Origin of the sequence: Ramlibacter sp. (genome assembly GCF_035655895.1) — a bacterium.
Lineage (GTDB): Bacteria > Pseudomonadota > Gammaproteobacteria > Burkholderiales > Burkholderiaceae_C > Ramlibacter.
In genome coordinates, this window is sequence record NZ_DASRTN010000008.1 from 368,446 (window position 1) to 382,704 (window position 14,259).

The window sequence follows — 14,259 nt, forward strand, 5'->3', positions numbered from 1 at the left end:
TAAACGTTCGATTTTCTCACGCGCCCGCTGCCGGCAAGGGCAGTCGCATGGTGAACTCGGCGCCTTCGCCTGGGGCGCTGCGCAGATCCAGGCGGCCCCCGTGCGCCTCCATGATCTGCCGGCTGATGTACAGGCCCAGGCCGAGGCCGGGCACGTTGCGCGTGCTGGTGCCGCGCTCGAACTGCTGGAAGATGCGGTCCTGGTCCGCCGGTGCGATGCCGGGGCCGGCGTCCTGCACCGACAGGGCCGCTTCGCTGCCCTCGACCTGCAGCCGCACGGCCACCGGCTTGCCGGCGCCGTAGCGCAGCGCATTGGTGAGCAGGTTCAGGAGCACCTGCTCCAGCCGGAATTCGTCGGCCGTCACGGGCAGCGACCCGGGTGCGGCCAGCGTCAGCGGGGTGCCGGCCGCGCGGGCCTGCTCCTGCATCGACTCCACGCCCCGCCGCGCGATGGTCGCCAGGTCGGTGGGGCCGGGCTTCATCGCCAGCTGGCCGGTGCGGGCGCGCGACACGTCGATCATGTCGTCGAGCAGGCGGATCATGCTGCGGATCTGGTGCTCGTCGCGGGTCACCAGCTGCCGGAATCCCTCGGGATCGGGCACCTGGCCCTTGGCCGCCATGCGCAGCCGCAGCTGCGCCTGCAGGTACAGCGTGTTGAGGGGATTGCGCAGCTCGTGCGAGACCATCGAGAGGAAGTCGTCGCGCATGCGCACCGCGCGTTCCAGCTCGGACTGCATCTCCAGCAGGTGCTGGCGCTGGCGGAACAGGTCGACGAACACGTCGACCTTGTTGCGCACCGCGTGCGGGTCGAGCGGCTTGTGCAGGAAATCGACCGCACCCGATTCGTAGCCGCGGAACGCGTAGTTCAGCTCGCGCCCGGCGGCGCTGACGAACACGATCGGAATGCCGCGGGTGCGGTCGGTGCCACGCATCAGCTCGGCCAGCTCGAAGCCGTTCATCGAGGGCATCTGCACGTCGACGATGGCCAGGGCGAACGGGTGCTCGAGCATGAGCGACAGCGCCTCCTCGCCCGAGCGGGCGCAGAAGATGCGGCGGCCAGGCCCGCGCAGCAGCGCCTCCAGGGCGACCAGGTTCTCCTGCAGGTCGTCGACCAGCAGCACGTTGGCGTCGGGCAGGGCTTGGCTCATGGGCAAAGGATGGATTGCAGCTGCTCGCGCAGCTGGGCCAGCGGCAGCACGTGGTCCGGGCCGGCTGCCTCGATCGCCGCCAGCGGCATGGCCGCGTGCGCGGCTTCGGCGGGGTCCTGCACCGCCGTCCAGCCGCCGTGCTGCCGGACGGCGGCCAACCCGGCGGCGCCGTCGTGGTTGGCGCCGGTCAGCACCACGCCGGCGAGCGCGGCGCCGTAGACGTCGGCGCAGGCTTCCAGCAGCACGTCGATGGACGGCCGCGAGAACAGGACGGGGGGCTCGCAGCTGAGCGCGAACGTGCGGTCCGCCTCGACCAGCAGATGGTAGCCGGGCGGCGCGAAGTAAAGGCGCCCGGGCACCACCGGCGCGCCCGGGCGCGCTTCCTCCACGGTCACCCGGATGCGGTGCGCGAACACCTCGACCAGGCGGCTCTCGTGGTCGTCGGGCAGGTGCAGCACCACCAGAACCGGCACGCGCCAGGGACCCGGCAGGCCGACCAGCAGCTGCAGCAGCGCGTCGATGCCGCCAGCCGAGGCGCCGATCGCGACTGCCTCGATGGCGGCCCGGTGCATGGAAGCGGGCGTGCCGCTCATGCGAGCCTCCGGTACAGGCGCTCGGCCCGGCTGACCGGCTCGAAGCGCGCGGCGTAGGCCGAGAAGTCGAGCGTTTCCTTGGAGCCCAGGCCGAGGAAGCCGCGGTGCGACAGCGAGTCGTGGAACAGCCCGAGCGCGCGGTCCTGCAGGCGGCGGTTGAAGTAGATCAGCACGTTGCGGCACGAGACCAGCTGGGTCTCGGAGAACACCGCGTCGGTGGCCAGGCTGTGGTCGGCGAAGGTGATGCTGTCGCGCAGCGACTTGTCGAACAACGCGCCGCCATACGCCGCGGTGTAGTACTCGCTGAAGCTGCGCAGCCCGCCCGCACGCTGGTAGTTGCGGGTGAAGGCCTGCATGTGCTCGAGGCTGAAGATGCCCTGCCGGGCCTTGTCCAGCGAGGCATGGTTGATGTCGGTGGCGTACAGGATGGTGCGCTCGAGGAGGCCCTCCTCGCGCAGCAGGATGGCCAGCGAGTACGGCTCCTCGCCGGTGCTGCAGCCGGCGACCCACACCTTGACCGACGGGTAGGTGCGCAGCACCGGCACCACGTGGCGGCGCAGGGCCAGGAAGTAGTCCGGGTCGCGGAACATCTCGCTGACCGGGACCGTGAGGTACTGCAGCAGGACCGCGAACTGCCCGGCGTCGTGCAGCACGCGCTCCTGCAGCGCCGAGACCGACGGCGCGTCCATCTTCTTCTGCGCCTGCAGCACGCGCCGCTTGAGCGATGCCGGCGCGTAGTCGCGGAAGTCGTGGCCGTAGCGCAGGAACACCGCCTCGACGAGAAGGCGGATCTCGATGTCTGCCACCGACGCCATCAGAAGCGCTCCATCTTGGGCATCCACACGCGCAGCAGCGAGAACAGCCGCTCCAGCTCGATCGGCTTGGCCAGGTAGTCGTTGGCGCCGGCATCGAGGCAGCGCTGCTGGTCCTCCTTCATCGCCTTGGCGGTGACCGCGATGATGGGCAGCTTCTGCCAGCGCGGATCCTGGCGGATCTCGCGGGTCGCGGTGTAGCCATCCATCTCCGGCATCATGATGTCCATCAGCACCAGGTCGATGGTGTCCGGGTTGTGCCGCAGCTTCTCCAGCGCTTCCAGGCCGTTGCGCGCCGTCTCGACGGCCGCGCCCTTGTGCTCCAGCGCGCTGGTGAGCGCGAAGATGTTGCGCATGTCGTCGTCGACCAGCAGGATGCGCCGGCCCTCGAACGCCTTGTCGCGGCTGCGCGCAGTGCGCAGCATCTTCTGGCGCTCGGCCGACAGCTGGTTCTCCACGCGGTGCAGGAACAGCGTCACCTCGTCCAGCAGGCGCTCCGGCGACCGCGCTCCCTTGATGATGATCGAGCGCGAGTACCGCAGCAACTCCGCCTCCTCGTCGCGCGTGAGGTTGCGGCCGGTGTAGACGATCACCGGCGGGAACGAGCGGCTCTCGCCCGAGGCCATCCGGCGCAGCAGTTCCTGGCCGCTCATGTCCGGCAGCGTGAGGTCGATCACCATCACGTCGAACACGGCATCGGCGAGCGCCTGCAGTGCTTCGCTGCCCTGCGACACCGGCACGATCTCGACGTCGCGGTCGCCGATCAGCTTGGCGACGCTGTCCCGCTGCCGCGCATCGTCCTCGACCAGCAGGACGCGCTTGACCTTCTGGCTCAGCTTGGACTCGAGGCGGGCGAAGACCTCCTGCAGTTCGTCGCGGGTCGCCGGCTTGCGCGCGTAGCCGATCGCACCCAGGTGCATCGCGGTCTCGGTGCGGTCCTCCACCGAGATCACGTGCACCGGCACGTGGCGGGTGCGCGGGTCCTCCTTCAGGCGCTGCAGCACCGACAGCCCGGAGTCGTCGGGCAGCCGCATGTCCAGCAGCACGGCGTCGGGCAGGTGCTCGCGCGCCAGGGCCACGCCTTCCTCGGCCTGGTGGGCGACGATGCAGCGGTGGCCGAGCTCGTGGGCCAAGTCGGACAGGATGCGCGCGAACGGCTCGTCGTCCTCGATCACCAGGACCGTGCGGCGGCCGTCGGCCGGCGTGGCGCGGTCGTCGGCGAACGCGGGCCCGCTGCGGGTGGGCGCGCCGGGCGTCGGTGCGCTCGGCAGCGGCATCGCCGCGGGCGCGCGCGATGCGGGGGGCGCGACCGGCGAAGGTGCCAGCGCGACCGGGTCGCGCGCCAGCGCTGCGCGGTACTCCAGCGGCAGGACCAGGGTGAAGGTGCTGCCCACGCCGGGCGCGCTGCTGACCGTGATCTCCCCGCCCAGCAGCCGGGCCAGGTCGCGCGAGATCGACAGCCCCAGGCCGGTGCCGCCGAAGCGCCGGCTCACCGTGCCGTCGGCCTGCCGGAACGCCTCGAAGATCAGCTCCTGCTGCGACGCCTCGATGCCGATGCCGCTGTCGCGCACCTCGAAGGCCAGCGCGTCGGTCCCGCTGCGGGTGACGTGCAGCGCGACCGAGCCGGCCTCGGTGAACTTGACCGCGTTGCCCATCAGGTTGCGCAGGATCTGCTCCAGGCGCTGGCGGTCGGTGTACAGCGTGGCGGGCACGTCGCTGGCCACCAACAGGTCCAGCTGCAGTCCCTTGCGTGCGGCCAGCGGCTGGAACATGCCCCGCAGGCCCTCGGTGACCGACGCCACCGGCGTGACTTCGGCGCGCACCTCGAGCTTGCCGGCCTCGACCTTGGCGATGTCCAGGATGTCGTTGATCAGGTTGAGCAGGTCGTTGCCGGCGGCGTAGATCGATTCGGCGAACTTCACCTGCTCGGCGTCGAGGTTGCCCTGGACGTTGTCGGCCAGCAGCTTGGCCAGGATCAGCGAGCTGTTGAGCGGGGTGCGCAGCTCGTGCGACATGTTGGCCAGGAACTCGGACTTGTAGCGGCTGGCCCGCTGCAGTTCGTCGGCGTGCTGCTCCAGTGCGTTCTGCGCGCGCTGCAGGTCGTCGCGCTGGGTGGCCAGGCGTTCGGCCTGTTCCGACAGCTGCAGGTTGGTCTGCTCCAGCTCGGCCTGCTGGCTCTCCAGGTGGGCCTGCGATTCCTTCAGGGCGCGGGACTGCTCCTCCAGCTCCTCGTTCGCGGTGCGCAGCTCTTCCTGCTGCACCTGCAGTTCCTCGTTGAGCTGCTGGGTCTCCTCGAGCACGTCCTGCAGGCGCTTGCGATAACGGGCGGCCTCGATCGAGGCGCCGAAGACGTTGGCCGCCGCGGCGATCAGCTCGCCGTCGCGCGGCTCCAGCGGGCGCAGGAAGCCGACCTCGACCACTCCCACCAGCCGGCCTTCGTGCTCGACCGGCGCCAGCAGCACGGCGCGGGCGGGCGATTCGCCCAGGCCGGACGCCACCTGCAGGTAGCCGGGCGGCACGTCCTCCAGCGTGATCTGCCGGCGCTGCGCCGCGCACTCCGCCACCAGGGTCCGGTCGGAGGGCAGGCGCCCGCCGGTGGCCTGCGCCTGGGCAGACCAGCCCCAGGTCGCCGCGCGGGCGAAGCCACCGCCGGTCTCGGCCAGGTAGACCGCGCCGACGGCGATGCCCAGGGTCTGGGACAGGACCTCCAGCGCGGCATGGCCCACGGCTTCCAGGTCCTGCTCGCGCGCGAGCCGTTCCGACATGCGCGACTGGCCCTCGCGCAGCCACGCATGGGCCTGCAGCACGTCGGCCTGCCGCCGCTGCTCGGCCAGTGCCTCCTCGAAGGTGGCCGACAGGGCCAGCAGGTCCTGCCGCCCGCGCCAGGCGAGCACCACGCCGGTGAGCAGCATCAGGCCGACGAACGCGACCACGCTGACGACCGCGTTGTGGTTGGCGGTGTCGCTGCGCTGCTGGCGCAGCACGGTCTCGGTCTGGATGAACTGGTCGAATTCGCCGCGGACGGCGTCCTTCATGCTCTTGCCCTGGCCGGCGGCGGCGCCGATCTGGTACAGCGGATCGGCGCGCCGGCGGGCGATCTGCGCAGTGGCGTAGGCGTCCCAGCGCTGCTGGATCGCCTGCACGCGGTCCAGCCGCTGGATCTGCACGGGGTTGTCCTGCACCAGGCCGTGCAGGCGATTGCGCGCCGGCGCCAGCTCGGACGCCGCGCGGTCGTAGGGCTCCAGGAAGCGCTCTTCGCCCGTGAGCATGAACCCCCGCAGCGCTCCCTCGCGCTCGAGGTCGAGCTTCTGCACCGCGTAGGCCTCGGCGATGACGCGGTCGCTGTGCTCGACCCAGCGCATCGCCTCCATCATGTACAGGATCACGCCGACGAACACCACCGCGCTGAGGACCGTGAGGACCAGCGGGAGGACGACGTTGCGGGAGAGGATCTGGCGGAAGCGGGTGGACTCTTGGGGCGCGGACATGGACGGCAGGGCCCGGGCTCCGGCCCGGGCAACCGGCAAGTGTGCCGGAAACCGTCCAGCCAGTGGGCCGCCAGGCGGGCCGGCGGCGCGGGCAGCGAGGGCCGCTGCCCGCAGGGGCGCGTCAGGCGCGTGGCGCGCCCGGACTCAGCGGGTGCCGCCCAGGTACGACTGGGCGCGCCGGTTGCCGGCGCTGGCGGCGCGTTCGAACCAGCCCAGCGCCTGCTTCTGGTCGGCCGGGACGGTCGCGCCCTCGAAATAGGCGATCCCGAGGAAGTAGCTCATCTCGCTGCGACCCCGGCGGATGCCTTCCTCGGTCGATTTGCCCGAGCGCTTGACGATCGCCGGGATGTCGCCGCGGCCGGCGGCGTAGGCTTGCATCTGCTCGACCGTGGTGGAGAAGAAGCGGTCGCGCGCCTGGATGGCCGCGGCCCTGTCGGGCATGGTGCCGATCAGTTCGTCGGCCAGCACGGGCAGCGCCTCGAACGGCGTCATGCCGCCCTTCATGCGCGGCGAGTACCAGGCGCGCAGCATCACCCGGTCGAGCGGCAGCAGGCCGTCGACCTTGATCGGGAAGTAGCTCAGCACGGTCTTGCCGGCCGGATGGCCGCGCACGCCCATCAGGTGCATGGCCTCGTGGTACGCGCAGCGCCACGCGTCCTTGCTGCGCATCTGGATGGTCGCGTTCTCGACCCGGTCCTCGGTGCGGAAGTCCAGGTAGGTCACGCAGGGCTGGTTGTCCTCCAGCGCGGTGTCGGGCGTGATCTCGACCTTCAGGTTGGCCACCTGCTCGGCATTGGGCTGGTCGCTCACGTCCACCAGCTTCACGCCCGCTTCGTCGGTCACGGTGCGCAGCGCCTTCAGCACGTGGTCGCGGTGCTGGGCGAGGTCGACGCCCGTCATCCGCATGCGGATCTCGTTCTCCCAGCGCACGATGCGCGTGGGCGTCCCGCTCTGGTGCCACAGCACTTCCCAGAGCGTTCCCAGGCCTTGCTCAGTCTCATCCGCAGCGAGCGCGGCGCAAGGGGCGAGCAACGCTGCCACCAGCGTCCAGAACTTCCTGCTCATCCGAGTCACCTCAACGTTTCGGGTGAGTCTACGAGTAGGAGCGCTCCTACGACAGCATCAGGCCGTCGTCCGACAGACAAGCCGGCAGGATGCCAATTTTTTCCAGCAGCTGAGGCGCCGGCGCGTCAGACGCGCCACAGTGCGGCCGCCGCGATCGGGCGCCGGGCGGCCTCAGGGCGCGTCGAGGAAGGACTCGATGTGCTGGGCCAGTGCCAGCGGCTGGTCGTGGTGCAGCATGTGGCCGGTGTCCTGCAGCACGGCCTTGCGCACCTGGGGCACGGCCTGCAGCCGCTCGTGGAATTCGGCGCGGGTGAAGCGGCCCTCCCACCACTGGCCCAGGCTGTCGTCGCTCGCCTCCACCCACAGCGTGGGACAGGCGATGCGCGCGTACAGGGCCAGCACCTCGTCGACACGGAACAGCTGGGCGTTGGTGATCTTGTGGGCGGCGTCGCCCAGGATGCGCCAGCGGCCGTCGGCCTGCGGCCGCGCCCACTGGCGGGCCAGCCAGTCCGCCTTGTCCTGCGACAGCCGCCGGTTGGTCTTCATCAGGCGTCGCGCCACGCCGTCGGCCGACTCGTAGGTCTTCAGCTCGAGCGTGCCGCGGTGGAAGGCCTTGAGTTCGTCCATCCACTTCGCATAGCGGCCGGGCGCCTGGGTGGGGCGGGCGGCGGGCATGCCGAAGCCCTCCAGGTTCACCAGCCGCCGGATGCGCTGCGGCCGCGAGCCGGTGTACAGCATCGCCACGTTGCCGCCCATGCTGTGCCCCACCAGGTCGACCGGCTGCTCGCCCGCATAGTGGTCGAGCAGGAAGTCGAGGTCGGCCAGGTAGTCGGGGAACCAGTAGTTGTCGGTGCCGGGGGCCTCGGTGTCGCCGTAGCCACGCCAGTCCGGCGCGATGACGTAGTGGTCGCGCGAGAACGCGTCGACCATGAACTGCCAGGAGGCCGCGACGTCCATCCAGCCGTGCACCAGCACCAGGGGGACCTTGCCCGGCCCCGGCTCGCCCCAGAGGCGGACGTGGTAGCGCAGCTGGCGGATCGGGACAAACTCGCTGCGCGACGTGCGTTGGGGTTGGTACATTGCCGCGGAATGATAGGAGGCCCCGGGATGAGCGTCAGTCAAGGCAGCGACAAGACCGACCACCACGCGCGCATGCACGCGCAGTTCCGCTGGGCGGTGCCGGCGCAGTTCAACATCGCCCAGGCGTGCTGCACGCGGTGGGCCCGCGGCGCCGACGGCGCGGCGCGGATCGCGGTGCGGGCGCACGGCGCCGGGCGCGAGGGCGGGCTCCTGACCTTCGCGTCGCTGCAGGCGCAGGCCGATCGCCTGAGCAACGTGCTGGTCTCGCTGGGCGTGCGCCGCGGCGACCGGGTCGCGATCGTCATGCCGCAGCGCTTCGAGACCGCCATCGCCTACATGGCGGTGTTCCAGATGGGCGCGGTGGCGATGCCGCTGTCCATGCTGTTCGGCCCGGAGGCCCTGGCGTACCGCCTCCAGGACAGCGAGGCCGGCGTGGCGATCTGCGACGAGAGTTCCATCGGCAGCCTGCTGGCCGTGCGCGATGACTGTCCCTCGCTGCGCACGCTGGTGGGCGTGGGTGCGGCCGCCCTGCGGGCCGACCTCGACTGGGGCGTCGAGCTGGCGCGGCATCCGGCCTCGTTCACCGCCGCCAGGACCAAGGCCGACGAGGGCGCCGTCCTGATCTACACCAGCGGCACCACCGGCCCGCCCAAGGGCGCGCTGATCCCGCACCGCGCCCTGATCGGCAACCTGCCGGGGTTCGTCTGCAGCCAGAACTGGTTCGGCTTTCCGCCCGGGGCGGTGGCGCTGACCGACCCGTCCCCGGTGCGCGAACGGGCCGGGGAGCGGACCGGCCAGGACGTGGCACGGCCGCCCGGGGCGGACCAGAACAGCGCGGTGTTCTGGTCGCCGGCGGACTGGGCCTGGACAGGCGGGCTGATGGACGCGCTGCTGCCCTCGCTCTACTTCGGCCGGCCGATCGTGGCCCACCAGGGCCGCTTCAGTCCCGAGCTGGCGTTCGCGCTGATGCAGGAGCACGGGGTCACGCACACCTTCCTGTTCCCGACGGCGCTCAAGGCGATGATGAAGGCCTTCCCGCAGCCGCGGCGGCAGTTCCGCCTCAAGCTCCAGGCGATCATGAGCGCCGGCGAGGCCGTCGGCGACGCGGTGTTCGCGTACTGTCGCGACGAGCTGGGCGTGGTGGTCAACGAGATGTTCGGCCAGACCGAGATCAACTACGTGGTCGGCAACTGCAGCATGGAATGGGGCGCGCCGTCCGCCGCGCGCGGCCCGGCGCCGGTCGATGGGGCGCAGCCCGGCCCGGGGCGGCCTGCTGCGGGCGTGGCGGTCTCGCGCGACGCTGTCGGCTGGCCGGCGCGGCCCGGCAGCATGGGGCGGCCCTACCCCGGGCACCGGGTCGCGGTGATCGACGAGGACGGCCACGAGTGCCCGGTCGGCGTGCCGGGGGACGTGGCGGTGAACCGCTTCGACGTCCACGGCGACCCCGACCCGATCTTCTTCCTGGGCTACTGGCGCAACGAAGCCGCGACCCAGCGCAAGTTCACCGGCGACTGGTGCCGCACGGGCGACCTTGCCGTGCGCGACGCCGACGGCTATCTCTGGTACCAGGGGCGGGCCGACGACGTGTTCAAGGCCGCCGGCTACCGCATCGGGCCGAGCGAGATCGAGAACTGCCTGGTCAAGCACCCGGCGGTCGCGAACGCCGCGGTGGTGCCCAAGCCCGACCGCGAGCGCGGCGCCGTGGTCAAGGCCTACGTGGTGCTCGCGCCGGGACGCACCGGCGACGACGCGCTGGTGGCCGAGCTGCAGCAGCACGTGAAAGGCCGGCTCGCGCCCTACGAGTACCCGAAGGAGATCGAGTTCATCGACGCGCTGCCCATGACGACCACCGGCAAGGTGCAGCGGCGGGTGCTGCGGCTGCGCGAGGAGGAGCGGGCACGCGCGGCGGACGGACGTTCCTGAAGGTCAGCGCTCGGCGCCCATCACCAGTCCCTCGATCTGGTGCTTCTGGGTGATCGGCACCAGCTCGTCGACGACGCGGCAGACCAGGTGGTCGCGCGCCAGCGGCGGCAGCGCGGCGTGGTAGTCCCGCGTCACCATCACGTCGTGCAGCGCGGCGTGGCCGGCGCCCGGGGCGTCGACACCCAGCACCAGCACCGGTCGCGAGATCGGCGACAGGTGTTCGGTGCCGCGGTGCATGGTCAGCGCCGAGCGGCAGCTCACGTCGCCTGCCTGCGGGTACTTGCGCACGGCCCGCTGTGCGTAGCGCGGCGATTCCGAGGCGGGCGGGAACATCCCGTGCCGCCACTCGCGCCCGTCCTCCCACTGCGTGCCGTGCGCGACTTCCAGCGGCCCCATGTCGGGCGTCACGTCGACGCCGGTCACGTTGAACGCCAGCGAGGTGATCCGCCGGTCGTTCCAGGTCTCGCGCGGCGAGGCAAAGTCGCGGTGCCAGGGCTGGTACTTGGCCCCCTGCACCGGCACGTCGAAGCCGATCTCCACGATCTCGTAGCGGGGACCCAGCACGGCCTCGCACATGCCGGCGACCCACGGATGGGTCACCAGGTCGACGAAGCCGCGGAAGGCCTGCGGATGGGCCTCGACGTACCAGCGCCGCGGCCCGCGGCCCACGGCGCCGCCGGGCCGCTGGATCGCCTCCCAGAACGCGGTCATCATGTCCTCGCGCAGCGCGTCGACCCAGTCGCGGGTGAACGCGCCCTTGCAGGCGGTGATGCCGTCCTCGTGCAGGGCCTGGAGGCTGGCACCGAGGTCGGCGGCGGAGAGCGGGTGGGCGGGCGTCATAGGGCCGGCACCGTAGCAGCGGCCTGTCGGGCTACGAAGGCTGAGCTTCGATTGCGCGCGGGTTCGTGAATTCCGGCGCGCCGGTGTGCGTTCCAGCGCGGCCGTCCAGGTTCAGTCGTGGCGGCGCTGGCAGTTCTCGCACCAGAAGCTGCGCCGCTGGGTGACGCCCAGGTGCCCCTTGTGGAACGGGATGTCGCACCGCGGGCAGATGCGCTTGGTGTGGGCGAGCCAGTGCTGGCGCAGCACGAACGCCTTCTTCCATTCCAGGAAGTCGAAGCTGTACTGGCGGGCCTGCGCCACCAGTTCGCGCAGCTTGGCCGGCGGCAGCGCCCCCACGCGCGAGAGCGGGTGCACGCGGATGCGGAACAGCACCTCGTTCTTGATGATGTTGCCCACGCCCGCGAAGATGCCCTGGTCCAGCAGCGCGTCGCACACCAGCGCGTCCGGGTCCTCGCACAGCCGGCGGCGGGCCTGCCTTGGGTCCCAGTGGTCGGACAGCACGTCCGCGCTCCAGTCGTACAGCAGGTCGAGGGGCTCTTCCACCAGGCGCGCCGCGCAACTGTAGAAGTTGAGCTCGCGCCCCTTGGCGAACCCGAGTCCGATGCGAAGCGGCTTGTCCGGCTTGCGCGCATCGATGCAGTAGCTGCCGAACATCAGCAGGTGGATGCGCAGGGCGACGTCGGGCAGCTCCAGCAGGAAGTGCTTGCCCCAGGTGCGCACGGCCTGCACGGTGCGGCCCTTCAGGCGCGACGCATCCAGCGTGGCGTTGCCTTCGACCCGCAGGATGCGCCGGCCCTCGAACACCTGCGCCTGCTCGCGCAGGATGACGAGGGAGGGGCCTTCGGGCATGGGTGGCGGGGTGCGGGGGGACAGTTGGTTTATTCTGCGCAGCTTCGTTTTTGCGGCCCTGTCATCCTTCTTCCATGAACCTCGTCCAACTCGGCGCCAGCGACCTGCGCGTCACCCCGATCTGCCTGGGCACCATGACCTTCGGCGAGCAGGTCGGCCAAGCCGACGCACACGCCATCCTCGACCGGGCCCTCGCCCGCGGGATCAACTTCCTGGACACGGCGGAGATGTATTCGGTGCCGGCGCGCGCCGAGACCTTCGGCGCCACCGAGACCATCCTGGGCCACTGGTTCCGCAAGACACCGGGCGCGCGCGGCAAGGTGGTGCTCGCCACCAAGGTGGCCGGCCCGTCGCGCGGCATGCCCTGGATCCGCGAAGGCGCCGGCATGACGGCGGCCGACATCGTGGCCTCCTGCGAGGGTTCGCTGCGCCGCCTGCAGACCGACGTGATCGACCTCTACCAGATCCACTGGCCCGAGCGCAACGTGCCGATGTTCGGCTCGCTCTACTACGAGCCCGCCAAGGAGCGCACCCAGACGTCGATCCACGAGCAGCTGGAGGCGTTCCAGAAGCTGGTGCGCCAGGGCAAGGTCCGCCACATCGGGCTGTCCAACGAGACGCCGTACGGCGTGCACGAGTTCGTGCGGCTGGCCGAGCAGCACGGCCTGCCGCGCGTGGCCACCGTGCAGAACGTCTACTGCCTGGTCAGCCGCGCGCTGGAGAACGGGCTGGACGAGACCATGCACCGCCTGAACGTCTCGCTGCTCGCGTATTCGCCGCTCGCCTTCGGCCTGCTCACCGGCAAGTACGACGAGGCCGGCATCGACGGGCCGGGCACACCGCGCGAGGCGCGCATCGGCAGGTTCGAGTCGGTGCGCAAGCAGCGCTGGGGCCGCCCCGAAGCGCTGGAGGCCGCCAGGCGCTACAACGCGCTGGCCCGCCGCCATGGCCTGACGCCCACGCGGATGGCGCTGGCCTGGTGCTACACCAAGTGGCAGGTGGCCAGCACCATCATCGGCGTGCGCACGCTGGCCCAGCTCGACGAGGACCTGGACGCCTGGGGCACCACGCTGCCGCCCGAACTGCTGGCCGAGATCGACGCGATCCGCTGGAACCTGCGCGACCCCGCCAACTGAACCCGACCGGACGCCTGCACCCATGGCCCACCTCGTCGTCCACGGCGGAACGCCCCTGGCCGGACGCATCGTCCCGTCCGCCAACAAGAACGCGGTCCTGCCGATCCTGTGCGCCACCCTGCTGACGCGGGCGCCGGTGCGACTGCACGGCATCCCCGACATCACCGATGTGCGCCGCATCCTCGACATCTTCGAGCAGCTGGGCAGCGACGTGCGGGTCGACTTCGCCGCCGGCGTGGTCGACCTGCACCACGCGCGCACCGCGTTCGATCCGCGGCGGCACCACCTGCCCGAGGAGATGCGTTCGTCCATCATGCTGGTGCCCGGGCTGCTGGCCCGCTTCGGCGTGGCCCGCATCGAGCAGGACGTGCAGGGCTGCACGCTGGGCGTGCGCGAGATCGATCCGCATGTGGAGGTGATGGAGCGGTTCGGCGCCCGCGTGGAGCGGCTGCCCGACGCACTGCTGATGCGCACTGAAGGGCCGCTGCGCGCCAGCGCCCACTGGCTCGACTACGCCAGCGTGACCACGACCGAGAACTTCGTGCTCTGCGCCGCGCTGGCGCGGGGCACCAGCACGCTGGTGAACGCCGCGAGCGAGCCGCACGTGCAGGAATTCTGTGCCTTCATGCAGCGGCTGGGCGCGCAGATCGAGGGCGTGGGCACCAGCCGGCTGACAGTCCACGGCGTGGACGCCCTGGGCGGCGCCGAGTTCCGGTTCACCGAGGACTTCCACGAGGCCGTGACCTTCATGGCCCTTGGCGCCGTGACCGGGGGCTGCATCGAGGTGAAGAACTCGGCGCCGGAGCAGTTTCCGCTGATCGACCGCACCTTCGCCAAGTTCGGCGTCGAGGTGCTGCATGAGGGCGGCTGGTCGCGCGCGGTCGCGGCCGGCGGCCTGCGGGTGCGCGAGCCGTTCACGCGCAACATCCTGCAGAAGGTCGAGGCCGCGCCCTGGCCCTACCTGCCGGTCGACCTGTTGCCGATCTTCGTGGCGCTGGGTGTGCGCGCCGAGGGGAGCGTGATGTTCTGGAACAAGGTGTACGACGGTGCCATGGGCTGGACCAGCGAGCTGTCCAAGTTCGGCGCCCACACCGTGCTGGCTGATCCGCACCGGGTCATCACCTTCGGCGGCAAGCCGCTCGTGCCGGCCGAGGTCGACAGCCCCTACATCATCCGGGTGGCGATCGCGCTGCTGATGCTGGCCGCGAGCATCCCCGGCCGCAGCGTGATCCGCAATGCCTCGCCCGTGCGGCGTGCCCATCCGCGCTTTGCCGAGAACATCCGCGGCCTGGGCGCCCAGGTCGAGTGGGTGGAGGCCGACTGATC

Annotated in this window: 11 protein-coding genes; 3 read left to right on the forward strand and 8 right to left on the reverse strand. The window is 71.1% G+C overall.

The window, feature by feature from the left end; translation table 11 throughout:
- Positions 1 to 16 precede the first annotated feature (16 nt).
- The 6 genes from VFE82_RS11350 to VFE82_RS11375 form a co-directional block, all read right to left on the reverse strand.
- On the reverse strand, positions 17 to 1,147 hold the full coding sequence (locus tag VFE82_RS11350) for a hybrid sensor histidine kinase/response regulator (RefSeq protein WP_325000418.1): 1,131 nt from the start codon (positions 1,145 to 1,147) through the stop codon (positions 17 to 19).
- Positions 1,144 to 1,740 carry a chemotaxis protein CheB gene (locus VFE82_RS11355; protein ID WP_325000419.1) on the reverse strand — a complete coding sequence of 199 codons (597 nt, stop codon included), beginning with the start codon at positions 1,738 to 1,740 and terminating at the stop codon, positions 1,144 to 1,146. Before VFE82_RS11355 ends, VFE82_RS11350 begins: the two co-directional genes overlap by 4 nt.
- Positions 1,737 to 2,555 carry a protein-glutamate O-methyltransferase CheR gene (locus VFE82_RS11360; protein ID WP_325000420.1) on the reverse strand — a complete coding sequence of 273 codons (819 nt, stop codon included), beginning with the start codon at positions 2,553 to 2,555 and terminating at the stop codon, positions 1,737 to 1,739. The genes VFE82_RS11355 and VFE82_RS11360 overlap by 4 nt, the downstream gene beginning before the upstream one ends.
- Positions 2,555 to 6,040 (reverse strand): response regulator, encoded by a 3,486-nt coding sequence (locus tag VFE82_RS11365; protein ID WP_325000421.1) that lies wholly within the window; start codon positions 6,038 to 6,040, stop codon positions 2,555 to 2,557. The genes VFE82_RS11360 and VFE82_RS11365 overlap by 1 nt, the downstream gene beginning before the upstream one ends.
- 144 nt (positions 6,041 to 6,184) lie before the next feature.
- Entirely contained in the window at positions 6,185 to 7,105 is a 921-nt protein-coding gene (locus VFE82_RS11370) for a hypothetical protein (RefSeq protein WP_325000422.1), read from the reverse strand.
- 171 nt (positions 7,106 to 7,276) lie between these two features.
- A complete protein-coding gene (locus VFE82_RS11375) occupies positions 7,277 to 8,185 on the reverse strand; it encodes an alpha/beta hydrolase (RefSeq protein ID WP_325000423.1) in 909 nt (302 codons plus the stop codon).
- 27 nt (positions 8,186 to 8,212) lie between these two features.
- Here VFE82_RS11375 and VFE82_RS11380 point away from each other — a divergent pair, with 27 nt between their 5' ends.
- Positions 8,213 to 10,108 (forward strand): acyl-CoA synthetase, encoded by a 1,896-nt coding sequence (locus tag VFE82_RS11380; RefSeq protein WP_325000424.1) that lies wholly within the window; start codon positions 8,213 to 8,215, stop codon positions 10,106 to 10,108.
- A gap of 3 nt (positions 10,109 to 10,111) precedes the next feature.
- On the opposite strand, the gene VFE82_RS11385 is transcribed toward VFE82_RS11380, so the two are convergent.
- Positions 10,112 to 10,948 (reverse strand): phytanoyl-CoA dioxygenase family protein, encoded by an 837-nt coding sequence (locus tag VFE82_RS11385; RefSeq protein ID WP_325000425.1) that lies wholly within the window; start codon positions 10,946 to 10,948, stop codon positions 10,112 to 10,114.
- Between the two features lie 111 nt (positions 10,949 to 11,059).
- On the reverse strand, positions 11,060 to 11,797 hold the full coding sequence (locus VFE82_RS11390; protein ID WP_325000426.1) for a DNA-formamidopyrimidine glycosylase family protein: 738 nt from the start codon (positions 11,795 to 11,797) through the stop codon (positions 11,060 to 11,062).
- A gap of 74 nt (positions 11,798 to 11,871) precedes the next feature.
- Between VFE82_RS11390 and VFE82_RS11395 the strand changes: the two genes are divergently transcribed.
- Positions 11,872 to 12,933 (forward strand): aldo/keto reductase, encoded by a 1,062-nt coding sequence (locus VFE82_RS11395; protein WP_325000427.1) that lies wholly within the window; start codon positions 11,872 to 11,874, stop codon positions 12,931 to 12,933.
- Positions 12,934 to 12,955: 22 nt separating this feature from the next.
- Complete coding sequence (locus VFE82_RS11400; RefSeq protein WP_325000428.1) at positions 12,956 to 14,257, forward strand: UDP-N-acetylglucosamine 1-carboxyvinyltransferase; 1,302 nt, start codon at positions 12,956 to 12,958, stop codon at positions 14,255 to 14,257.
- Positions 14,258 to 14,259: the final 2 nt, after the last annotated feature.